28 protein-coding genes and 1 pseudogene are annotated in these 23,198 nt (G+C 39.7%); 19 read left to right on the top strand and 10 right to left on the bottom strand.

The window, feature by feature from the left end:
• Positions 1-34: 34 nt before the first annotated feature.
• A complete protein-coding gene (locus tag ACZW67_RS08225) occupies positions 35-940 on the bottom strand; it encodes a LysR family transcriptional regulator (protein WP_465182862.1) in 906 nt (301 codons plus the stop codon).
• A gap of 392 nt (positions 941-1,332) precedes the next feature.
• Between ACZW67_RS08225 and ACZW67_RS08220 the strand changes: the two genes are divergently transcribed.
• On the top strand, positions 1,333-1,569 hold the full coding sequence (locus ACZW67_RS08220; RefSeq protein ID WP_245905731.1) for a hypothetical protein: 237 nt from the start codon (positions 1,333-1,335) through the stop codon (positions 1,567-1,569).
• A gap of 9 nt (positions 1,570-1,578) precedes the next feature.
• Positions 1,579-1,941, top strand: coding sequence for a M20/M25/M40 family metallo-hydrolase (locus ACZW67_RS08215; RefSeq protein ID WP_425450614.1), 363 nt, complete (start codon positions 1,579-1,581; stop codon positions 1,939-1,941).
• 35 nt (positions 1,942-1,976) lie between these two features.
• Here ACZW67_RS08215 and ACZW67_RS08210 read toward each other — a convergent pair whose 3' ends face one another.
• From ACZW67_RS08210 to ACZW67_RS08190, 5 genes are all read right to left on the bottom strand, one after another.
• Positions 1,977-3,071 (bottom strand): DNA alkylation repair protein, encoded by a 1,095-nt coding sequence (locus tag ACZW67_RS08210; protein ID WP_465182861.1) that lies wholly within the window; start codon positions 3,069-3,071, stop codon positions 1,977-1,979.
• A 5-nt stretch (positions 3,072-3,076) separates the two neighbouring features.
• Positions 3,077-4,315, bottom strand: coding sequence for a winged helix-turn-helix domain-containing protein (locus ACZW67_RS08205; RefSeq protein WP_465182860.1), 1,239 nt, complete (start codon positions 4,313-4,315; stop codon positions 3,077-3,079).
• A 49-nt stretch (positions 4,316-4,364) separates the two neighbouring features.
• Positions 4,365-4,733, bottom strand: coding sequence for an MmcQ/YjbR family DNA-binding protein (locus ACZW67_RS08200; protein ID WP_465182859.1), 369 nt, complete (start codon positions 4,731-4,733; stop codon positions 4,365-4,367).
• Between the two features lie 81 nt (positions 4,734-4,814).
• A complete protein-coding gene (locus tag ACZW67_RS08195; RefSeq protein WP_465182858.1) occupies positions 4,815-5,246 on the bottom strand; it encodes a hypothetical protein in 432 nt (143 codons plus the stop codon).
• Between the two features lie 80 nt (positions 5,247-5,326).
• On the bottom strand, positions 5,327-5,935 hold the full coding sequence (locus tag ACZW67_RS08190; protein ID WP_110924244.1) for a TetR/AcrR family transcriptional regulator: 609 nt from the start codon (positions 5,933-5,935) through the stop codon (positions 5,327-5,329).
• Positions 5,936-6,088: 153 nt separating this feature from the next.
• Here ACZW67_RS08190 and ACZW67_RS08185 point away from each other — a divergent pair, with 153 nt between their 5' ends.
• The 8 genes and pseudogenes from ACZW67_RS08185 to ACZW67_RS08150 form a co-directional block, all read left to right on the top strand.
• Positions 6,089-6,469, top strand: a complete 381-nt coding sequence (locus ACZW67_RS08185) for a hypothetical protein (protein ID WP_133011389.1) — start codon at positions 6,089-6,091, stop codon at positions 6,467-6,469.
• Positions 6,470-6,545: 76 nt separating this feature from the next.
• A complete protein-coding gene (locus ACZW67_RS08180) occupies positions 6,546-7,457 on the top strand; it encodes a haloalkane dehalogenase (RefSeq protein ID WP_465182857.1) in 912 nt (303 codons plus the stop codon).
• A 10-nt stretch (positions 7,458-7,467) separates the two neighbouring features.
• Positions 7,468-8,208 carry an SDR family oxidoreductase gene (locus tag ACZW67_RS08175; RefSeq protein ID WP_465182856.1) on the top strand — a complete coding sequence of 247 codons (741 nt, stop codon included), beginning with the start codon at positions 7,468-7,470 and terminating at the stop codon, positions 8,206-8,208.
• A 78-nt stretch (positions 8,209-8,286) separates the two neighbouring features.
• Entirely contained in the window at positions 8,287-8,922 is a 636-nt protein-coding gene (locus ACZW67_RS08170) for an SDR family oxidoreductase (protein WP_465182855.1), read from the top strand.
• A gap of 246 nt (positions 8,923-9,168) precedes the next feature.
• A complete protein-coding gene (locus ACZW67_RS08165; RefSeq protein ID WP_465182854.1) occupies positions 9,169-10,143 on the top strand; it encodes an SDR family NAD(P)-dependent oxidoreductase in 975 nt (324 codons plus the stop codon).
• 52 nt (positions 10,144-10,195) lie between these two features.
• Positions 10,196-10,894: a DNA alkylation repair protein gene (locus tag ACZW67_RS08160; RefSeq protein ID WP_465182853.1), complete on the top strand. Its 699-nt coding sequence runs from the start codon at positions 10,196-10,198 to the stop codon at positions 10,892-10,894.
• Between the two features lie 12 nt (positions 10,895-10,906).
• Positions 10,907-11,809, top strand: a complete 903-nt coding sequence (locus ACZW67_RS08155) for a haloalkane dehalogenase (protein WP_110924237.1) — start codon at positions 10,907-10,909, stop codon at positions 11,807-11,809.
• Between the two features lie 323 nt (positions 11,810-12,132).
• A pseudogene (locus tag ACZW67_RS08150) lies at positions 12,133-12,488 on the top strand (transposase); the annotation flags it as partial.
• 865 nt (positions 12,489-13,353) lie between these two features.
• Here the strand turns inward: ACZW67_RS08150 and ACZW67_RS08145 are convergent.
• The gene (locus ACZW67_RS08145) at positions 13,354-13,551 is read right to left on the bottom strand and encodes a recombinase family protein (protein ID WP_465182852.1); all 198 of its coding nucleotides are present in this window, start codon (positions 13,549-13,551) and stop codon (positions 13,354-13,356) included.
• 240 nt (positions 13,552-13,791) lie between these two features.
• Positions 13,792-13,950, bottom strand: a complete 159-nt coding sequence (locus ACZW67_RS08140; protein WP_181416263.1) for a hypothetical protein — start codon at positions 13,948-13,950, stop codon at positions 13,792-13,794.
• A gap of 164 nt (positions 13,951-14,114) precedes the next feature.
• Between ACZW67_RS08140 and ACZW67_RS08135 the strand changes: the two genes are divergently transcribed.
• The 5 genes from ACZW67_RS08135 to ACZW67_RS08115 all read left to right on the top strand — a co-directional run bounded on the left by ACZW67_RS08135 (position 14,115) and on the right by ACZW67_RS08115 (position 17,984).
• The gene (locus ACZW67_RS08135; RefSeq protein WP_110923015.1) at positions 14,115-14,723 is read left to right on the top strand and encodes a nitroreductase family protein; all 609 of its coding nucleotides are present in this window, start codon (positions 14,115-14,117) and stop codon (positions 14,721-14,723) included.
• A gap of 186 nt (positions 14,724-14,909) precedes the next feature.
• Complete coding sequence (locus ACZW67_RS08130; protein WP_197217081.1) at positions 14,910-15,116, top strand: DUF4298 domain-containing protein; 207 nt, start codon at positions 14,910-14,912, stop codon at positions 15,114-15,116.
• Positions 15,117-15,193: 77 nt separating this feature from the next.
• Positions 15,194-15,847, top strand: coding sequence for a TetR/AcrR family transcriptional regulator (locus ACZW67_RS08125; RefSeq protein ID WP_465182851.1), 654 nt, complete (start codon positions 15,194-15,196; stop codon positions 15,845-15,847).
• A 70-nt stretch (positions 15,848-15,917) separates the two neighbouring features.
• A complete protein-coding gene (locus tag ACZW67_RS08120) occupies positions 15,918-16,883 on the top strand; it encodes a hypothetical protein (protein WP_465182850.1) in 966 nt (321 codons plus the stop codon).
• 12 nt (positions 16,884-16,895) lie between these two features.
• Complete coding sequence (locus ACZW67_RS08115; protein WP_465182849.1) at positions 16,896-17,984, top strand: NAD(P)/FAD-dependent oxidoreductase; 1,089 nt, start codon at positions 16,896-16,898, stop codon at positions 17,982-17,984.
• Positions 17,985-18,441: 457 nt separating this feature from the next.
• On the opposite strand, the gene ACZW67_RS08110 is transcribed toward ACZW67_RS08115, so the two are convergent.
• Together ACZW67_RS08110 and ACZW67_RS08105 are read right to left on the bottom strand one after the other, a co-directional pair.
• Positions 18,442-19,932 carry an ATP-binding protein gene (locus ACZW67_RS08110; protein WP_465182883.1) on the bottom strand — a complete coding sequence of 497 codons (1,491 nt, stop codon included), beginning with the start codon at positions 19,930-19,932 and terminating at the stop codon, positions 18,442-18,444.
• Between the two features lies 1 nt (position 19,933).
• Complete coding sequence (locus tag ACZW67_RS08105) at positions 19,934-20,653, bottom strand: heavy metal response regulator transcription factor (protein WP_465182848.1); 720 nt, start codon at positions 20,651-20,653, stop codon at positions 19,934-19,936.
• A gap of 252 nt (positions 20,654-20,905) precedes the next feature.
• Here ACZW67_RS08105 and ACZW67_RS08100 point away from each other — a divergent pair, with 252 nt between their 5' ends.
• The 4 genes from ACZW67_RS08100 to ACZW67_RS08085 all read left to right on the top strand — a co-directional run bounded on the left by ACZW67_RS08100 (position 20,906) and on the right by ACZW67_RS08085 (position 23,188).
• Positions 20,906-21,190, top strand: coding sequence for a hypothetical protein (locus ACZW67_RS08100; protein ID WP_102093213.1), 285 nt, complete (start codon positions 20,906-20,908; stop codon positions 21,188-21,190).
• 176 nt (positions 21,191-21,366) lie between these two features.
• Positions 21,367-21,645: a hypothetical protein gene (locus ACZW67_RS08095; protein WP_197102714.1), complete on the top strand. Its 279-nt coding sequence runs from the start codon at positions 21,367-21,369 to the stop codon at positions 21,643-21,645.
• A 90-nt stretch (positions 21,646-21,735) separates the two neighbouring features.
• Entirely contained in the window at positions 21,736-22,401 is a 666-nt protein-coding gene (locus ACZW67_RS08090) for a c-type cytochrome (RefSeq protein ID WP_465182847.1), read from the top strand.
• A gap of 139 nt (positions 22,402-22,540) precedes the next feature.
• Positions 22,541-23,188 carry a DUF411 domain-containing protein gene (locus tag ACZW67_RS08085; protein WP_465182846.1) on the top strand — a complete coding sequence of 216 codons (648 nt, stop codon included), beginning with the start codon at positions 22,541-22,543 and terminating at the stop codon, positions 23,186-23,188.
• Positions 23,189-23,198: the final 10 nt, after the last annotated feature.

The following is a 23,198-nucleotide window of genomic DNA, read 5'->3' as shown; positions in this document are numbered from 1 at the left end:
TCCAGCAACTCAACGTTGCTGGCGCGTAGCCCGCTTACAAAGCCTTCATCCATGACTTCATATGCTGTAGTAATTCATGAGGGCCTTGGGATAGATGACGACCCAATCGAGTGACGATATGAGCTTCACCGCTTGACAGTAGCGTATTGTCTATAGGGATTGCTATCAAATGTCCGTCTTTCACTTCTTTGGACACTACAAAATACGGTAGAAAGGTAAATCCCATATTTGAGCGAGCAAAGTTCTTTAGCACCGTGAATGAGTCAGTGGTTAGGATAGGGTCAAATCGAATTTTTTGTTGAAATTCGGCCATCGCTAGTAACTGACGCACGCCAAAATGACTTTCAGCCAACCCCACTGGATATTCCAAAAGCTCCTTTAACTGCATAGGTTTACTTCGATCGGCCAATGGGTGGTCGGGCGAAACAATAATATACATTGGCTGACAACTGATAACCTGTGATCGGATGCGCGGATGACTGCTAGGATGGAATACTAGCCCGATGTGCGCTTCATCCTCCTCAACCTGACGAATCACCTCGTTTGATCCACCAGTACTGATCGAAAGTGTTAGCGCCGGATATAGACAGGCAAACTCAGATAATGGGCCCAACATTAAATCCCCAACAAAACCATCACCCATTGCTAACTTTATATGACCCCGCTGTAATCCCAACAACGACTGTAATTTGGAAACACAAGTTTCTTCAGCGGATACTGATTCCCGATAAAACTGTAAGAGAATACTACCAGCTTCTGTGGGTGTTACTCCTTTTCGGTGCCGTTCAATAAGAATGCATGCTAATTCTTTTTCTAACAGAGATATCTGCCGGCTGATGGCCGAGGGAGCAATATCCAGCTTATCTGATGCAGCTCGGATCGTACCCATAGTCACAGCCTCATAAAGATAGGATAACCGCTTTCCATTAATCTCTTTCATTGCTTCCTCTTGCTCTGTTTTTGGTTTCATTGAATAAGTGCAGCACTTTGACCCATGATGGAGCAATAAAATCCAGTGTCGGTATATTATTTAGTTGGTTCTGCAGAAGTGCCCGTGGTGTATCAAAAAGTATACCTTAATAAAAACAAACAGTGGCCTAGACGTTTAATGTCTGCATAGCGCATCAAGCCTATTCCGATAACATAGCTTTATGCAATTAATCAGCTGGTATTGGTATTACGTGAATCTTCATTAGCACCGGTGATGACTGATTATAATAACGAACAGTGCGAAAAAATAGTTAAAGGAATCCTTGGTTATCATAAAGAGCAGGGTGCTTGGTTGGGATTGGCAAGATTTTCAGGGCATATGACATGTAGTGGTCAACTAATTTGGATACAAGGCAGCCAAGTGAAAGTGCTACAAACAGTAGACTAAGAGAGACTGACACCGTATCCAGTTTAGGTGAAGTGAAGCAGTGGCGTCAGCAGATTCATAGTCAACCAGAGCTTGGTTTTAAAGAATTCAATACCTCATTATTTATTGTTGATAAGTTAAAATCCTTTGGGGTTGAGGTGCATCAAGGATTGGGTGGTACAGGGGTTGTCGGTATCCTAAAGAACAGCTGAGGTCCTACTATTGGCATACGAGCTGATATTGATGCGTTACCAATAAAAGAGCAAAACGATATTGATTATAAATCCACTCATGAAAACTGTATGCATGCCTGTGGTCATGATGGTCACACGTCAGTGCTGCTTGGTACGGCAAAGCATCTTAGCCAGCATAAAGAATTTAACGGCACCATTTATTTTATCTTTCAACCTGCTGAAGAGGTCTTATGTGTTGCAAAGGCCATGATTGATGATGGGTTGTTTGACAAGTTTCCTATGGACGCCGTCTACGGGTTACATAACTGGCCAGGCCTACCTGTGGGAGAGATTGCAGTCAATAACGGAACTATAAGGCACTCATGCAGCCATGCCACATTTAGGGGCTGATCCTATAGCAGCAGGAGCGGCATTGACCACAACAATCACTCTATTAGTTCAAAATCCAGAATTTCGAATTCACTGCCATTGACGATAAGTGAAACCTGATGTGCACCAGAGTATAACTTGCGGGTTGTTACCACTTTAAAACTCTGCTTCCTCGTTACCGAATATATTTCATCGGCCCTAATATTCCGCTCGCTGATTTTAAACACTTTACGCGATAAATTTCCGTTGTTTTTCTGATAGTAAATACCATATTCCAGCCTTAGCTTTTTACTTAATGAACTCCTGTTTTGAATTGAAAAGGAAAATTCAAGTTCAGAGCCAATTTCAATTATAGGTTGTTTTAGGCAGAACTCTGATATGTTGATATCACGGCTATTAAATCCAAAAAGTTCGAGCACATCTGGATTTCCTTTTTTTAGCAACGTTCGGCAAGCGTGTTTAATCAGCCTGTCTGTGTTTTTACTTTTTCCATAGTGCTTCCTAGCAAAGTGAATAACAAAGTCAGGATTATCTTTTGCGATGTCGTTAATACTATTTGCCACACTGCGCCTGACCAGTTCACACTCATCTTCTTTTAGCTGGTCAAATATAGGTAACAACGGAGCCGGCTCTTTCTTCAGCGAAATTAATGCGATTCCCCATGGCAATCTTGGTCGGGAACCTTCACTGGCCAGTCGACGCACTCTATTATTCTTATGAGTAGTCCACAATATCATCTGTTCTAACATTTGCTGTTCATACTTTACGATAAAGGGTCTTACTGCGAACTCGCATGTGATAAATGGCGTGATCACTTCAAAGGCAGAAACAGCACTCCTATACTCATTAATCCCATATCGCTCGATGTACTCTGGTAAGAACAGATATTCTAAACTATCTGCTTTAACACCAAGGCCTTCAAAGTGCTTAACCAAAGTTAGAATAAGTTTAGCTGCTTGTTCGAACTGTTCTGGCATGAACTGATGTAGAACCGTTGTAGTATGAGAAACCCGTTGCTTGAATTCATAACCATCAAACTGCTCACAAAAAATCAGTGTTATAAATTTTTGTGTATCAAAATCAGTAAGAATTTCATTGCAGGCTTGAGCAAAAAAATCATAGAATTTTTTTGAATAAAGATCTTTAAACAACGCACTTATATTATGGGTCCTATATTAACGTCAATGATAGATTTTAATGCACTTTGTAACTTTTCATTTAACGGTTTCGGGTAGACTTCAGTTAAAGAAACGGAGTCACATTGCTGAAAACTACAAAATGGTATAATGGCGTCTACAAAAGCGGTAATGACTAACGCTTGATCAACGTTATGTTGCTCAAAATGTAGTGATTTAATCTCTAAATGAGACGTTTTTCTATGCACTTTACAATCCATGCGACCAACAAATTCATCGCGATAAAGTAGCGGTAAGCAAAAGTAACCATACTGTCGTTTCACTGCAGGAACATAACATTCTAGTTGATAGTTATATTGAAAAAGCAACTTGAGCCGATCACGTTGAATGACACTATTATCGAATGGCGAAAGTATCAACATTCGACTATTCAGACGAGGAAGGGGCCGTTCAATCGACTCGGTTTCCACTAATAATATTTCACCCGTACTCATTTGCACTTGTTGTAAAATGTTCTGCGCTAATCTTTCATTGACCAAGTTTTTAACTGCATTACGCAGTTCGTTATCTCGACGTAAATACGTCAATCCTTTCAGCGAGGTAACACCAAGACAACGGAACTGTTGATCAACAATATGTGTGGCAAGTTCATCCATAGTTGGCATTTGTAAATTTACCCCTAAAGGTAATACGCGTTCAGTTAGATCATAGGTTTTTTGGAAACCTTCACGGCAGCTAACCATCAAGTCACCTTCCATATACAACTGTTCAAGTGCCTTTTTCGCAGGTTTCCAATCCCACCAACCTGCACGTTTTGTCGCATTGGACTCTAAATCTCGAGATCGCAACGGACCGTCGATACGTATGCGTGTTAATAATTCTTGCATCAGCTTGCTATCACGCTCTTTATGCCAATGAATTTGGCCATTTTTAATCGCGTGTTTATAAGGTAAGGAGAAGCGAAAATCTTTAATCGGTAAAAAAGCGGCAGCGTGAGACCAGTACTCAAAAATGTCCTTATTGAGTAATAACTGATTGGTCATAGCGGGTTTGAAATTAGCTACTCTAGAATGAAGAATATGATGATGAGCACGCTCTACCACCGAAATAGCATCAATCTGAACGTAACCAATATGGTTAATTGCATTACACGCACCAGCCAAACCACTGCCAAAAGCTTGTGTTTGTAGCAAACCTTGTGCTGACAGGGCAAGGCGACGTAAACGCGCTAGCTCTTGAGGGTGTTTAATTTTAATCATTTTGGCCTAAACGATAATTAACGAATATCTGCGCAAATCTAAATCTGTTTTAAGGGGTTTGGTTTAAACCGAGCTCTTTTTGTTTTTTCTTTGTCAGGCCTAATGAAACAAGCCGATAAGATTCTTTAAGGTAATATAATAAGTCGTTATCATTATCATCAATGCTTTCGTAGTGTTGTATCCATTTCATTCCACGAGAAGCAAAATACGGTGCAGGCTTATAGCCAGGTATTTCACTGAGAAAATGAAAATTCAGTTCAGATGTTTTAAAAATAAATGCAGGGGTGTCACCTTTTCCCAATCCTCCGATAGCAAAAACCTTTCCGCCGACTTTCCATACATGAGAATTATGCCATTGGACCACATATGTGGTTGCTTCTAATGCGCGACAGAAATCATTAAATTCTTTATAGTTCATATTGTCGATCTTCGTTTGTATAGTCTATTGGCTATAGAGCCCATTATATGGACTTATAAATATATGAGCTCGCTTTATATTTTAGCGATAACGCGCATATAATTTACTGGCTAAAAATTCGCCAATGAGCATTTCAAACCATGCTATTGGGACCAAAGTAACTGCCATTTCCCACGTTCCTAATCCTGAGTTTACAGACCCTATCCAAAAAACACCCAGCGTTGCCATGCAAGTAACAGTGGCTGATATAACAATTGTTTTTACATTGTGACCAAAGCTTTGAGCGCACAACCAGTAAATAAATACCAAGGTACTCGCCAGTATCGTATCCCATATTCCCCATATCAAAGCATTACTTACGGCCATTGGCCCAACGACTAACTTTCCGGCATAGAAGGCCTCCATCATAGGAAATGCGACTAAAATAGCTCTTGCTACCTCGGCAACGTGGATCCAAATACTCGTTAGTAACATAACGACAATGAATTGCTTAAATTTGAATGTGTTATTCATAAATATCGTGTCTATTCTGATTTTTTATGGCTAATTAAAAAATAGATTCTGTAATGCATGCAACAATCTAAATTATTGAATTAAGAGTAACCAAAAATAGAATTCAAAGCATGATCAAGGACTGACTTTAATTCATCTTCTACCAGACCTACTTTTGCTTGAACAGCCAGCCCATAACTTACTGATAAAAGATAGTTAGTCAGTTTTTGAGCTGTTTGGCCTTGGGGCATATCCGTCTTCGCAATGTCAGACGCGAATAAACCTGTCAATGTTTGCTGAGTTTCTGTTCCTAATTTCTTCATATAAACAACCGCATCTTCTGGAAACGCAACACTATCTGATTCATTAAAACTCTTTACAAGCAAACATCCACGGGGCGTTTCATCGCTGGTGAATAGCTCAATAAGTCCATAGAAACAAGCTTGTAACCGCGCTTTTAATGTTGCATCTGAGGGCTCTACTAGGTGTCTGTAGTTAACTTCTACATATTGTTTTTGATAATGTGCCAAAGCATCTTTGAACAATTGCTCTTTATTGACAAACGTGCCGTACAAACTCGACGTATTAATGCCAAGCTCAGAAGAAAGATTAGCAACAGAAGTACCCGAGTACCCATTGGCCCAAAATAACCGCATCGCTTTATCTAAAACGACCTCTTTATCAAACGCTCTTTTTCGTCCTGCTTTCATTCTGTGGCCCTTAAAAATAATATTAATTAACCCTATTTTGAAGCAGTCACTTCAAAATGTCAATTTACCCTATTGACATTACAAAGTGATCGCTTCACAATCAACTCAATTCTGAAGCGATCGCTTCATAAGTGTAAAATAAGTGAACTAAAAATGTTTAAAAAATTCGTACAAATTACGGCGCTATTCAACTTTCCAATCGCACTAGGCATGATTATTTCAGCGCTGATGGCACCTCAAGCAGACACGTTAATTATCACAGTGGTATTGGGCGTATCTTTTATGCTTATGGGCGCTGCGTTACTTTGGGCTACTTCAGACATTAAAACCCGTGCACCTCTTATTGTTTGGAACGGATTGGTAAGAATGGTCGGCTTTATCATTGTTACATATGCCGCTTCATTAGGCTTGGCTCCAAAGGTATTTATCTTTATTTCAGTCATAGATCTTATTACCGCCTTTGTTTACATCATTGGCAGTATGCGCGTATCTGGACTGTCTTTTAAATCGCTATTTTTAGGCAAAACCCAGTAACTTATAAATTAATAATTTTAGCATTGATAACATTAACTTAAGCAAACTCAAGTAAACTACTTTCAGGAGAAATATTATGACGATTAAAGCATTAAGAACACCAGAAGAAAGATTCTCTGTATTACCGGCCTTTCCTTACCAACCTAACTACATTGATGATTTAGCTGGTTTTGAGTCTTTACGCATGGCCTACATCGACGAGGGTGATTCCTCATCTGAAAACACTTTTTTATGTTTACACGGTGAGCCTTCATGGAGCTACTTATATAGAAAAATGATCCCAATATTCACAGGAGCAGGCCATCGTGTTGTTGCACCTGATCTTTTTGGCTTTGGTCGCTCAGATAAACCAGTAGATGAATCGGTCTATACCTTTGATTTTCACCGTGACAGTTTAATGCAATTTATTGAACGCCTTGATCTGAAAAATATCACACTGGTCTGTCAAGATTGGGGCGGCTTATTAGGCTTAACGATCCCAATGGATATGCAAGACCGATTTAAAAATTTGATTGTTATGAACACGGCAATATCGGTGGGTGAAACCGCCCCTGAAGGGTTTTATCAGTGGCGAGATTTCTGCGCAAATGCCCCTGAAATACCTGTAGGTGGTTTATTTGCCTGTGACGCAGGACCAGCAGTGTCTATCATGGATGTTATAGCTTACGATGCGCCATTTCCAGATAATAGCTATAAAGCAGGCGTTAGACGTTTTCCTGCCATGGTGCCTGTCGAGCCAACAATGGATGGTGTTGAGCTTGGAAAACGCGCAAGAGAGTTTTGGTCAAAAGAGTGGAACGGTCAAAGCTTCATGGCGATTGGCATGAAAGATACAGCTTTAGGCGAAGGCCCAATGGAGTACTTAAGAAGCTTTATTAAAGGCTGCCCTGAGCCCTTAAAAATTGCAGAAGCAGGACACTTTGTTCAAGAATATGGTGTTGAAATTGCAGAAAAAGCGCTTGTTCATTTCGGAATGAATAATAAATAGGATATCTCTAATGAATACAAATATTGAAAATAAAGTCATTGTTATAACGGGTGGAAGCAGTGGTTTAGGTGAAGCAACTGCGCGTTTTCTTGCTCAAAAAGGCGCTAAAGTCGTATTGGGTGCGCGTCGTAGTGAAAAACTAGCAGCTATCGTAAATGATATTCGTGCTGAGGGTGGCGAAGCTGAATATGTCACGATGGATGTCACCAAATCCGATCAGGTTAAAATGCTTGTCGACAAGGCGATTGAGACTTTTGGACGCTTAGATGTCATGGTCAATAATGCCGGCTTGATGTCGATTGCCCCAATGGCTGAGGTTAAGGTTGATGAATGGGATCGCATGGTCGACATTAATATCAAAGGGGTACTTTACGGTATCGCCGCTGCACTTCCCGTGTTTACCAAACAAAATAGTGGTCACTTTATTAATCTCGCTTCCGTTGCTGCACATAAAGTTTCACCGGGTTCGGCTGTCTATAGCGGTACAAAATTTGCGGTTAAAGCGATAACAGAAGGATTGAGAGCGGAAGTGGGTGGCAATATACGTACAACGCTATTATCACCTGGCTTAATTGATTCTGAATTAAAATTCGGTAGTTCGGATGAAGCCACCTCTCAATTTGTTCAAGATATTTATAAAGTCGCTATTCCAGCGTTATCTATTGCTAAAGCTGTCGCCTATGCGATTGAACAACCAGATGATGTCGATATTAACGAAATTATTATCAGACCAACAATTCAAGACTTCTAATCTAATGTGAGTTGATCCTGCCTTTTTATATATCGTTTGGCAGGTCAATTTAAAAAAATTGCTTTAAAGGTATAAAAAATGAAAAAAATACTCGTTATTGGTGCTAATGGCCAGATTGGTAAAATAGTGGTTGAGTTGCTTCACAATCAGGATCGCCCAGTTGTCGCAATGGTTCGTAGCAAACAACAAGCTGAGAAGTTAGAAAATATGGGTGTAGAGGTTGTTGTTGGTGATCTTGAAACTGATTTTGAACACGCTTTTAAGGACTGCGATAAAGTAGTATTTAGTGCTGGTTCTGGCGGTAATACAGGCGACGATAAAACACTTTTAATAGATTTATGGGCAGCAAAAAAAGCAGTTGATTATTCTTTAAAGGAAGGTATACAACATTTTGTAATGGTAAGTGGTTTAGGCGCACAAGACCCTGACGAATTTGAATCAGAAATAAAACCCTATTTGGTGGCAAAGTATTTTGCGGATTATTATTTAATAGAAAGTGGTTTAGAGTATACGATTTTACGTCCCGGTAGTTTAACCAATGAAAATGGAACGGGTTTAGTTAGAACGACAAGAGCTGAAAGTTTTAAAGAGTTAATCATTCCACGAGAAGATGTAGCAGCGACAATTACGTATTGTTTAAACGCCGATAATACTAAAGGAAAAACGTTTGAGCTATATAGTGGGAAAGAATCCATTCGTGAATCTTTAAAATAAGCGAATCACTCTGTTCTACAAAACAAAAACTTAACACCAGTATAATGATTATGTTAGAACGACAAATGGTTGGCGTATTAAAAGTTTAAGACTCAACATGGCTAATGTACTTGGCGCTTAATAATAGTCATTCAAGCATTAACCTTGGGCTAATCGAATTAGAAGGTCGTTTAAACTCCTCCCAGGTAAATGTGTTGAATTCATTTTTTCACTCAGAAGTATTATGTAACAAACTAAGGGATAATCATGACTCAAAATAAAACAATCTATCTTAATAAAGTACTTGAAGAACATTCTCAAGATATGACAAGTAAAGTGGTTGCCATTACCGGTACTACAAGTGGTACGGGATTTGTATTCGCAAGAGAAGTTGCTAAAAAAGGGGCTACAGTCCTACTGCTTAATCGTACAAGTGCAAGATCAGAAAATGCCTATAAGCAGTTAACCGAAGCAGTTCCAAGCGGAAAATTTGAAGCAATAGCGTGCGATTTGCAAGATTTTGAAAGTGTAAAAAAAGCAGCTGAACAAATTAAATCGGAATATAGTGTTCTCGATGTTTTAGTCAATAATGCTGGAATTATGGCCGTAAAAGATGAAGCGACTAAAGATGGCTATGATGTTCAAATGCAAACAAATGCCATATCACACTTTCTTTTAACCAAAGAATTATACCCTTTGCTTAAAAACAGTAGTGAAGCTAGAGTCATAAACCAAACGTCGTTAGCTAGATTAGGTGGACCTTTAGAACCTGCCTATTTTGAGAAAAATGGAGGTAATTTAGGAGGTAATGGCACACCTGAAGAAACCGCAAATTTTCAAGGCGCTAGATGGGAACGTTATCACCAAACTAAATTGGCAAATGCCACTTTTACCTATGGTTTAAAAAAGAAACTTTTAGAGGCTAACGTTAAAAATATTATTTCATTATTGGTGCATCCTGGCGTAGCCATAACCAACCTTCAAGCAACTTCAGCTGAAACAGGTGGAATGGATGTTAACGGAGGCGTTATGAGCCAAGCACAGTCTGCTGAAGATGGCGCCGCTGGAATTATTAGAGCTGCTATGGATAAAGAGGCGAAATCTGGTGATTTTTATGGACCAACTGAAGGGATAAGTGGTTTTCCAAATTTGCTAGAGCCAGAAGAGCTACTTTTTGACGAATCTAATGTCGCTATCAATTGGAATGGGTGTGAAAAAGCTGTTGGTGAATTTAAAATATAAAATCACAAACGGTTGGTAATTTCTTTAAATCTGCATTAGAGTTTTAAATAATATGCAAAACTACCTTCAAGAAATAGAAACAATCACCTCTAAAGCAGGTGAAACCGTTCCTTTACAAAGAAAAGCTTTTGAAAGAGGTTTTTCTTTTAAGCACATGTCTTTTTATGAACAACTAGCGATATGGAGTTATATCTGGACGAACACCAAAGTGTATAGAGCAGAAATGTTTTGTTTGTATTTCTTGGAGGAGCATATTAAAAACAAAGATGAAATGCTGGCCGCTTGGCCAACGATTAAATTATGGCAAGACAAAATTAATCGATGGGAAACAAGCGATGGCATTTCAAAAATATATGCTCAATTAGTAGAATATGATGCAGCACTAATTTTGCCAACATATAAAAAATGGAATACGTCTAAAAACCCATGGCATAGAAGACAAAGCATAGTGGGTTTACTTTATTATAGCGCTTATAGAAAACACTATTTACCTTTTCAGGTACTTATAGATTTGGTAGCACCTTTAATTTCTGACAACGCTTATTATGTGGAGAAAGGCGTGGGTTGGACTATTAGAGAAATAGGAAATATATACCCTAAAGAGCAGGAAGAATTTCTATTTAAGAACGCAACTAAAATTTGTGCTTACGGATATAGTGCAGGTACAGAAAAGTGGGATAAAGCAAAACGAGAAAAACTGAAGCAAGTTAGAAAAGCAGCAAGAGTTTTAAACCGCAAAAAAAACATTTAAAAAGGAATAAATATGTCAAACAACAAACAAATATCAGCAGCGTTTCCTTTTGAATCTAAATTTCAAGAAGTATTAGATTCTAAAATGCATTATGTAGATGAAGGAGACAAAAATTCTAAAGATACTTTTTTACTCATACACGGAAACCCTACCTCAAGTTATTTATGGCGGAACATTATTCCGCATGTAAGTGCCTTAGGTCGTGTGGTTGTTCCTGATCTTATTGGAATGGGTAAGTCTGACAAGCCCGATATAGATTATACATTTGAAGACCATATTACCTATTTGGATGCGTTTATTGAAAACTTAGGGCTGAAAAACATCATTCTAGTCATTCAAGATTGGGGCTCTGCTTTAGGTTTTAACTATGCCAATCAGCATAGAGAAAATATAAAAGGGATTGTTTTTTTTGAAGCTATGTCTCAAGTTTCTTATTGGAAAAATACGACTAAAGAGACAGAAACATTATTTAAAAAATTTCGTGACCCTGCAGAAGGGCATGAAATGATTGTTAAAAACAACTTCTTTATTGAGGCTATGCTACCCATGATGGCGGGCAGAGAATTAACTCAAGAAGAAATGGACCATTACCGAGCGCCTTATTTGGAAGAAAAGAGCCGTAAACCACTGCTTATGTGGCCTGGTCAAATTTCGTTTGATGGCGTCCCAAAATTTACCACTGACATTGTTAATTCATATAATGAGTACCACAAAAATTCAGATGTGCCTAAGTTGTTATTTTATGCAGAGCCAGGACTAATCATTAATCGAGAATTAGGTGAGCATATCGCTGAAACGTGGAAAAATATTACTGCAGTAGATTTAGGTGAAGGGAAGCATTTTCTACAAGAGTCACATCCACACGAAATTGGTGAAGGTATTGTCGATTGGTATAAAAATATTTTAAATAAATAAACACTAATTATAGGCGCAAGTGGTCAAATAGAAAAAATGCTTAAGCGTTATATTGGGTAGACTACGGAACCATGAGCAGATTTATTTGACCACGGCAACCTTAATTCTTTATTAGCTAAATGCTTCATGCTTTTCATAATTATTTCCAAAACGCCGTATAAACTGCTTGCTCAAAAAGTAGACTTAAATGAAATTAAGTCTACATGGATAAAAAAAGTGCTGATAATTAGCTAGTACCTAAAACTACTTGTTGATGCGACGATACCAGTCATGTGAACCGCCCCGGGATTGTCGGAGACTTAACATTCTGAGAGAATACGACAATGAAAAGACAAACCTACACCCCCGAGATGAAAGAACGCGCCGTTCGCATGCTGATTGAAGCGTCTGGCGATTACCCCTCCACATGGTCAGCTATTCAAACCATAGCTCCTAAGATTGGCTGCACACCTGAAACCTTACGATCGTGGCATAAAAAGCACATCGATCAAACCATTCCTGCCTCAGTGCAAGCTCAAAGTGAAAAAGAGCGCATCAAAGAGCTTGAACGCGAGAATAGAGAACTCAAGCAAGCCAACAAGATTATAGGTAAGGCTGCTGCTTTTTTCGTCCAGGCGGAGACGGGCCGCCCACCCAGATAATGGTTCAGTTTATTGATGACTATAGAGGTAGTTATGGGGCACTTGTCGCCTGAGTGTAGCTTTAAGTATGACAACCATTTTGCCACTTTGACGGCGACCTATGCGCTTAGTAAAGCAGATATAACATTGCCAGATCAAACACTGTATAACATAACAGGTTTTACCAATAAAAATCTTAAGGAAAATAATTTGACAGTTCGCCCAGCTTTAATAAGCTTTGGCTAAATATTCAAAGCAAAACTCAATAACACGCGTTTACCAGACTGAATTCGTGAAACACTGTGCTCATACTTATCGGGACGAAAAAAATAAACTCTGTCAAACAGGTTTATAATGCAGTTTGAACACTCGAACACACCACCAACTTTAGGCTGAATTAAGACAAAGTTTAATTTGTAATAACGGCCTTTTTGCACGGGATCACAGTGCTTCATAACGCTGTGGTTAGTAGGGTAGGTGACATAATTAATTGAAAAAATTCTACTACTGAAAATTGCTTTGTTGGTTACTCTTTCGGTCATATCTAATCCATTATTTTACGTGTATTAAACGTCGCTTAACGCATCTCAAGCTAATTGTATTGGTTGTAACTTAGTTAAATACTAGCGTGAATAATGTAATGAAATGTTCTACTTAATCTGAATTTTCGACAATGAATACTTGATAGGCAAGCGAATCAGCAGCTTATGGATAATTACATTCGTTTTGCCAACGAATTACATCAGAACTGCCAGTCATTATTATTTCATACTGTCATCGGATGACTGACGTTTACGATGCTCACTGAACATTCAATATCAAAGTTATTTAAGATAGATAGCTTTTTTGCTAATAACATTCTTTTGAGAGTATCCCAATCAGCTTGGTTCAAACGCGCCAATCGGCCAATTTGCTCAACTAAGATCACATCGCCCTTATGATATGAGCATCTTCAATCAGTTGCATAAGCTTGGGTCGCACCAAGATGGCTCCTAATTTGTTTTCGACATAGAAGGCGGCAATCTTGTGGTCATGATCGTTGGCAAATGCTATGAGTTCGCTTTTGGCACGCTTAGCGTCTTGTTCTTTGGTAGACGCTCGTAGATACGCTCTGATAAACATAAACACCTAAAATAGTCTGTTATAAGGGGTTCCATTATAGCAGTCTGTTTTAAGTGGTCTGTTAATAGGTTTGAAGGGTGAAATAACTGGTTCCTCTGGGGTATACCGTGTACATCTATACAATTTGTATAACTTTTTTTAAATTGTACATTAGTTTAATTTACTTGATTTATATCAACCAATCGTTTAGTTTAGTGAGTTGAGATTAATCCACAAGGTAATATTTTGCATAAAAATAGCTCAAGTAACAAGTAAGTCACTACTAATAACCAAGTCAGTGTCATGACCGTAGGTATGGGTCTGAGCACGGAACAAAGCATCTTTCCAGACACTGGTGGTGCGGCGCGTGCTATCAGTATGGTATAGCTCTGGTGGAACTTCGTCGCGGATAATAAGCAAGAGATCAATTGTCGATTGGAATAACGGTCATAAGCGTTTTGGTAATGTCGACTCTGATATGCAACGTCTGCCAGCGCCTGAATCACATCAAAGCTTTAAAGGTTGATTACCATTTAGCTGTATAACTTAGTTCTTAGACTCATAAATAATCACTGGAGAAAATTATGTCAAATTTAAAAGACTTACAACAACTAGCCGAAAAGCGCCGTTCTATCTATGCACTAAGCGATCAGCTGCCTGTTTCTAACGATGAAGTGGTTAAACTGGTTGAGCATGCAGTCTTGCATACGCCATCCGCTTTTAACTCACAGTCGGCACGTATCGTGGTGTTATTCGGTGAGGATCATAAAAAATTATGGGACATCACTGAAGAGACACTTAAGGCTATCGTCGGTGATGACGAGAAGTTCCAAGGTACTAAAGATAAAATCGCAGGCTTTAGAGCGGGTGCGGGTACAGTATTGTTCTTCGAGGACAAAGGCGTTGTGAGAAACATGCAAGAAGCAGCACCTTTGTATGCGGATAAATTCCCAATCTGGGCACATCAAACCAGTGCTATGCATCAATACGTGATTTGGACGGCATTGGCAAGTATTAATATCGGTGCCAACTTACAGCATTATAATCCTGTCATCGATCAGAAAGTTACTGAGGCATGGAATATTGCTGATGATTGGGAGTTGAATGCGCAAATGGTGTTCGGTGCTATTGAGCAGCCAGCAGGCAACAAAGAGTTCCAGCCCGTTGAAGATCGTATGAAAGTATTTGGCTAACATATTAACTTTTAATAAAATACAACCAATGACGCTGCTATGAATATATCTGAGCGGTTTCATTGGTTTTTTTATAATTATAAGCTGGAGTAATGTAATGAATGTTTTTGATGCCCAAACGCTACAAAAAAATATGAGCGTTAGCATGAGCTACATGAATAGATAAAAGGTGCGCAGAAAAAATGGGTGGCAGCCTGTACATTATTGTCTGAGCTACAAACTTACTACCAAAGTGAGCAGTGGAGAGACGGTCATGAAGGCAACCTGATGGTTGATTGCGCAGATAATAGGTGTTCCATCATCAGTGAAGACGCTCTTTGGAGTGCATTAACCGATCACCAAGAACAGGCAGTTTTCTGGATGAGGCTAGAACTAGATGTTATAGACCGTTGATTCTAAAATTTTATTTTTCGAAGTAATATATATTAACCAATCGTTTAGTTTAGTGAGTTGGTCATCTTGAGGTAACTATGAACACTAAAAATGAGAAGCAAATAAAAAAACGCTCCGAACAAGAGCGATCCCAAGAGACTAAGTTAAAAATTCTTGAGGCGGCATTATCTGAGTTCGCCTCTTCAGGTTTTGAGGGCGTCTCTGTCCGAGTGATTGCTAGCCGAGCAGGCGTGAATCACACCCTTATTTCTCATCATTTTGGAAGTAAGGAAGCACTTTGGAAGGCCACAGCGGAATGGGTTTTTGAAAGATACGATAGGCTATCTAAAGAACGAATTATGGCACTGAAAGGAATAGAACCTCATGCCATGATTCGTGTACTCCTCAGAAACTTCATAGAGTTTTGCGCCATCGTTCCAGATTTTAATCGGTTCATGGTGCAGGCAAATCAAAATGGTTCTGAGCGATTGAACTGGCTGGCCGATCGATTCCTGACGTCAGGTTCTGAAGCTGAATTAAGTATTTTGCGTCAAGCTCAAGAGTTGGGATTAATTCCGCAAGGTAATGGTCTGCACATACGGTATTTATTTATTGGTGCTGCGACCTCTATCTTCACTTTTGCACCTGAGTTCGAACGATTATCAGGCGAAGATGCTTTTTCTGATGAGGTTATAGAGCGACATGTTGACTATGTTTTAATGCTCTTTAGTGACAAAAACAGCCTTAGTTAAAAGCGATGAACCACACTCATTAACCAAAAGATATTTCTAGGTAAAATTCCTACTTAAAAGAGGTTCGTAAATGACGGATTATATTAAAGCAGACGCAACACATATCGATTTCCCAGTAACCAATCGAGAAGAACACATGGAGTGGTGGTACTTCGACGCCCATTTTGATAATGGCGACTACCTTGTCGTTATGTACTCGCTAAATGACACTCGGTTAAAACCAAGGCAGCCTTCTATTAGATTAAACATCTACCCTAAGGGGCAATCTGAAATCGCTAGAATAAGAAAATACACAGAAGCAGATGTCACAACGAGTTATGAAAAATGCGATGTGACCTTTGGTGAAGAAGAGTACTGCAAAGACTGTGGCGACTATTTGGAGTTCTATACCATGATTGATGGTTATGGAGCTAAGTTAACGCTCAACAAAGGTAATCACCCGTATACCTCTGAAGGTACCGACACGCCTATGCCTTGGACGGTTGCAGTTCCTTCTGGTGATATAGAAGGTGAGCTTTATAAGGATGGCGAAACCATCCAAGTAAAAGGCACTGGCTATCACGATCATAACTGGGGTGAAAAAAGCCTAGCAGGCATGGTAAAAAACTGGTACTGGGGAAAAGTGCATTCACCTGATATCTCCGTTGATTATTCAGTCATTATGAATTTTGATGACACTATATTGCAGACTGGTGCATTGGTCACTGACCGTGAAAATCTCATCATATCTCCTTCTGAATCGATAACAGACCCAGAGAACGTTAAAGCCACGGCAGTCATTAATGACACCATGAGCGAACAAACGATGGGTTACACTTTCTCAAAAAGCTTGACGCTGACAGGCTCAAAAGGCGATTTAAGCTATATCGTCAATATCGACCTTAAAGAATTAGTAATGGTTGAGCCAGGACAGTTTATGCCCGGAGAAGATGCTTATCGTTACATAGCCAAGGAAGAGCTCATCGTTACTCGTGATGGTGTCACCCAGACCTATCTGTCAGAAGGTTTGCATGAAATTGTTTACCCAAAAAAATAAGAGATATCAAGAATGACAAAGAAAATTATAATAGTCGGTGGCGGATATTTAGGCGCTGAACTGGCCAAATCATTAGAAAATCATCTAGATGTTACGCTCATAGAGCAACGAAAAGCCTTCGTTCATGCACCCGCGATGATACGTGCCATAGTTAACCCAACGCTGTTGGATCGAGCTTTAATGCCTTACGATAATCTTCTTTCAGTAGGGAAGGTGTTGCACGGCAAGGTAACTAGCGTCGATGAAAGCGGTGTCACATTAATGGATGGCATACGGGTCGATGCTGACTATATCGTGATCTCGACGGGCTCCACTAATGGCGCTGCATTCAAACCTGCGGGCGATAGTATCGATGACTTCCGTGCTGTCATTACAGGTTTACATGCCAAGTTAAAAGCAGCATCGTCTGTTGCTATTGTCGGCGCTGGTACGGTTGGCTCGGAAATGGCGGGTGAAATCAGCTATGGCATGCCTGACAAACACGTCACGTTAATCTCTAGCGAGGCGAGCCTGTTTCTACAAATGCCACCGAAGTTTGGTGCTGAACTTACATCAAAACTTAATGACGCTGGTGTTGATGTAAAATTTGGTGTGCGAGTGAATAACCTTGAGAGTTTAACAGATCCCTATTCAGGCACTCTTGAATTGTCAGATGGGACGACTGTCATTGCAGATTTGATCATTCCAGCCGTTGGTTCACATGCTGTATCTGACATATTAGCCAGACTACCTAACATTAATATAGAGAAATCTGGAAGAGTGAAAGTCGATAACTATTTACGCCCTTCTTCTTTTGCTAATGTATTTGCAGCAGGTGATGTGGCGAGTGGGGGTGATGCAATGACGATTGTAGCTGTTGGCCGACAGGTGCCTTGGCTAAGCAAAACGTTCAAAGCACTAGCAGCAGGACAGCAACTAGCAGAAATTAAACCTTATGAACCATGGAAAGACGGAAAATCTCCGTTATTTCTACCGCTAGGTCCTAAAAAAGGCAATTCATTTTTAGTTATTGGTACGTTTGGAGATTGGATAACGAGTATGATAAAAGGTAAGGATTTATTTATCAGTAAATATCGAAAGATATTTGGTCTCAAAGGCTGAAGCTATTATTCAATCAAACTTTGGTGGTGTTCTAAAAAGTATGCTGGCGATAAAAGTCAATCAGAAATCTATGCTAAGTTCTCTGATTCTATAGGGGTTTCAAGGCTTCAAAAATTGTTCAAATTTTAATCAGCATACTTTTTGACACACCACCCAAACTTTTAATTAAATCGCCCTGGTATTATCGAAGACCCAATAATCTGAGAAATAGCTGCTAGTTCGGCTCCTGTATAGCGTACCGATCATCAATAGAATATGTATGGTAAGTACACCATGAAGTACACCATGGCTATTTCAGCGAGTTAAAACGTTGATGCCATTAGCCTACAGCCTAAGTTTCAAGCCCTCACTAGGGTACCGCTATTGTTCTCACAATATAAGCAAACCTATCTCAATATTTTGTTGATCCATCAATACTTATCGTTTCTAAATCCCAAGCTTTATAGTACAAAGAGGGTTAATACCTAGCCATCAACAACTCCACCTTAACCTCAAAATAATACTCCTCTTTGATAGTAATACTCACTCTACCTTTGTGGGCATTAGCGATGGCCTGCACGATAGACAATCCCAATCCTGTACCTGCATACTTATGACTAGTCTTATCATGACGATAGAATCGCTCGAATAATTTATTGGCTTGAATCTGCTCTAATGGTTTGTCTAAACGATTGGTCATCGTTATCCTTAACCATTGCTGCTTTGAGGGTCGAACCTCGTCTTTAGTCACATTAAGTGAGGTGGTTGAGGTGAGGGCGGTAGCGGATATCATGATAGTACTATCACTAGCTGCATAATAAATGGCATTTGATATCAGGTTGGCAAACAGCCGTTGCAATAATCCTTCATCACCCAACACCATTTCAAAATCACCCGATTTCTCAAAAGTTATCCCTCGATCTTCTGCAATCATTTCATAGTAATCAACAAGCTTGGTGATTAAACCATCCGTATCCACGTGACTGATTTGCGAGTGACTTAACCCTTTCTGGGTTTTTGCCAGTAGCAGCATATTGTTAATCATGGCGGATAACTGCTCTAACGTATCATGCTGATGATGTAGCTGCTCGATATATTCGTCGCCTTCTCTTGGCTTAGTTAACATGACCTGCGTTTGTGTACTCAGCGTCGCTATTGGCGTACGTAGCTCATGAGCGATATTGTCTGAAAACCGTGATAATGATTCAAAGTTACTTTCAAGCTTGACCATCATCGAATTGTAAGACTCTGCTAGTGGCCGCAGCTCTAACGGCATATCGCCAACCGACACTCTCTCATCTAACCTTTGCAGGTTTATGCCTTTCATTTTTTGTACGATAGTGGCCAGAGGCGCAAACCCCCAATACACACTTAATGCCGCTACTGAAACCAACAACAAGGTGATGGCTGTGAGTATCAAGCTCAGCTGGCGATTAAACTGGAGAAGATATTGATGATGCACATCGGTAGGTAGGGCAATAAACGCCAAAATCTCTTGATTTGGAATAATAATGGCTCGGTAATGCCTATTGTTTATCTTGATCATAAACTGCTGATCGTGATGTTCCTGCCATAATGATAACAAGCTAAAATCGGCTGGCAAATTATGAATGAAGTTACTGGGGTCACTGGATAATAACTTGCCTTTTTTATCTGCTACTAAGGTTTTTAAATCATAATCCAGCCAAGAGGAATGCAAGTGATTGTCATCAATGAGTGATTGGGACTTTGACACAGTAGACTTTGATACTGTGAATGGTTCTATAGGCTCGTTAACACTAACCATGCGTTTACGCAGATTAAAAGCCGCATGGGTAATAATCTCTGAGTCCATTTGCTCAAAGTGTCCACTCACAGAGCGCTGCACCCACGCATAGATGATGACCTGAGAGATAATAACGAAGACTGTCAATAAGGAAATCGTTCGCCATAGCAGTGACCAGCGCCGATTTCTGAGTGTATGGTTCATGCTATTTAGAATCGTCTCCGTCCGCATCACTTTGGACCTCAGTAGCCAGCGCCTCTAATCGATAGCCCATTCCACGCACAGTATGAATAAGCTTTGCTTCATGATCATCGTCTATTTTTATACGAAGACGCCTGATCGCCACATCAATCACATTGGTATCGTTATCAAAATTCACATCCCATACTTGGGAGGCGATCACGGTACGTGGTAGCACTTCACCTCGGCGCTCTAATAAAAACTGTAGTAAGGAAAACTCTTTTGCCGTGAGCTTAATAGGCTTGCCGCCTCTATGTACCGTGCGCTTGGCAATATCCATCTTGAGATCTGCTATTTGCAGGATCGTACTTTGATAATCGGCTTGATTGGCGCGTCGTAACAGACTCTTTATTCTGACGATCAATTCTGCAAACGCAAAAGGCTTAGTCAAATAATCATCGCCTCCAATCTCAATCCCTTTTATCTTATCGCTTAAGTCATCTTTTGCTGTCAAAAATAGCACAGGCGTATGCTTACCCGCTGCTCGGTAATTGCGCACCAGCTCAAATCCACTAACATCAGGCAGCATCACATCCATTAGGATCACGCTAAATTCTTCAGTCATCAATGCATGATAGCCATCTAGGCCTGTTAGGTGATGATCCACAATAAACCCAGCTTCAGTTAAGCCTTTTTTTATATACTCGCCAAGCTTCAACTCATCTTCTACCAGAAGTATTTTCATAGTAACCCCTCAATACGATTATAGTTATTATGATTATTTGACATCCTAATCAATATAGATGACAAAAACGTTTTGTAACTGACAAAAATGTCATGTGCTCGTAATCAGATTGTCAGTCTTCTTTTGCTAATCTATATGAATGAGACATAGTTGCTTGTTCCTAATATCTAGCAGCTATGAATTATCTTTACAGGTCATTAATTCAATGACCTAATAACTTAAATACTTAACAACTTGCAAAAGAGGCTTTATATGAAAATTCACGGCTCATTCAAAAAAGTAGTACTGCTGTCGGTATCTGTACTTATAGGTATTACTACTGCTAATGCGCATACTACTGATCTAAGTACTTCAATCATCAATAACTGCGACGCTGTTACTGACTTTGCAAAAAACTTGGATCATAACGATGCTCAGCTTTCTAGCGCCCAAATGAAAAGCTATATCGATGCTAGAGTGGCTTGTGAGATTGAACACAAAGATCAACATCTACAGTCTGAAAAATACTTCATTAACAAATATGGTAGCGATAAGTAATATCAGCTCTGATGTCATACTAAAGGATTGATGACAATATTAAAAACCATAAATAGCAAGATGACAGAATTGTAATCTTGCTGTCATCTCTCTGTCAGAATCAATAAAGTATGCTTTAAAGTAACTTAATATTTTAAAGTTTTTCGACTTCATACCAAATAAAATAAGGATTTACCATGTCACTATTCAAATCAATACCACTGTCTAAATCAATCGTAGCAACTGCTATAGCCTTAGTTGTTTCAACCTCTGCTTTGGCACATGACCCAAAAATGCATGCTGAAAAAGATCAGATGAATTGTGAAAAAATGGAAAAGCACATGCAAATGATGGGCAAAATGGATCATAGTAAAATGGATATGAAGGATCCTGCTATGAAAGCTATGATGACCAATATGGGAAAAATGAAAGCGATGTACCAAAAGCACTGTGTTACTAGTAAAAGTGATTCTTAGACATTGATCGTAGAAAATCAATATTATTGTTAGATGGTTTTGTCGAGCAGTAATTGGGTATTAACAAAAATGGATTTTTAGGACAAACCTATGAAGTTTTTACTAGGAATACTGCTTACTGTCTTTGTCGCTATTGTGGGCATTTTTATTGTGGTGACTAGTGGCGTGATAAATATCGGTGCTGATCAAGCCCATAGTCCGCTGGTTTACAATTTTTTAGAAACGGCACGTACTCGTTCAATAGCAAATGCTAGTCAGGACATTGCGGTTCCAAACCTAGAAAAAACAGAAATGATCAGCTCGGGCGGGGCAGACTATAAAGATATGTGTGCAGGCTGTCACTTATCTCCTGAGGTAGAAAGTACTGATTTTAGTGCAAGTTTATATCCAAAGCCGCCCAATTTTACCAATACTGAATTGGTTGAACGCTATAAAACAGATGCCGGTGCTCAGCAAGCCTTTTGGGCCATCAAACACGGCATTATGGCATCAGGTATGCCAGCATGGGGCGCTTCGCACGATGATGATAGAATGTGGGCAATGGTCGCTTTTATCAGATCGTTACCTGAATTAAATGAGAACCAGTACACCATGCTAACGACTAGGATAGACGATGATATGTTAGGCATGTCATTTGATGGTGAGATGGATATGTCAGGTGATGGTGAGATGGATATGTCAGGTGATGGTGAGATGGATATGTCAGGTGATGGCGAGATGGATATGTCAGGTGATGGATCCGGAATGCAACATTGATTTTTCGTAAAAGATGCAGTGCTTAATAGTGCTGCTTTTTGCGATTGTCATTTTAAGTGATACCAGTATTACATGGCTCAGTAATACGGCTTTGATTTTTATAAATTTACTCGTCAGACAGACGCTCAGGAGTGGTTTTATGAGACGCTATACTAATAGATTTATTAATGCACATAATCTGATATCTGGCCGTGTGCTCTCAGCGATTGTGGTATTGCCATTATCGTTAACGATTGCCGCTTGTAGTCAACCTAACGCGACTACTGCTGACTCAAAACCAGCGACTGAGCCAACTACCGCTACGCAAAAAACCGCTCTAGTAGAGCAACCACAAGCCGAAATAATACCTGTCAGTGCTCATTCAGATACCCAATCAACTATTTTGCGAAATGTGTCAGCCACTGTCTATAAAGATGCCAATTGTGGTTGCTGTAAAGAGTGGGTCGGCCACGCAGAAGACAATGGGTTAAGCGCAGCTACCCATGATGTTGCCGACGTGTCTTTGTTTAAAGATCGTTATGGCGTACCACAGCAAATGCGCTCTTGTCATACTACCGTGACGACTGATGGCTTTGTCTTTGAAGGCCATGTCCCTGCTAAGCACATGGCGCAGTTTCTAAAGAATCCGCCAAGTGATGCCATTGGTCTTGCCGTACCTGGTATGCCAGTTGGTAGCCCTGGTATGGAATACCAGGATAAATTTATGCCATATAAAGTGATGCAGCTTAACAAAGATGGCTCAACAGCCATTTATGCAACCATTGACTCACCGCAGCAGCAAATATAGTTTGATTAAA

This window comes from Psychrobacter sp. TPE 89C (assembly GCF_055522395.1).
This window is presented reverse-complemented; position numbering and strand designations above follow the sequence as displayed.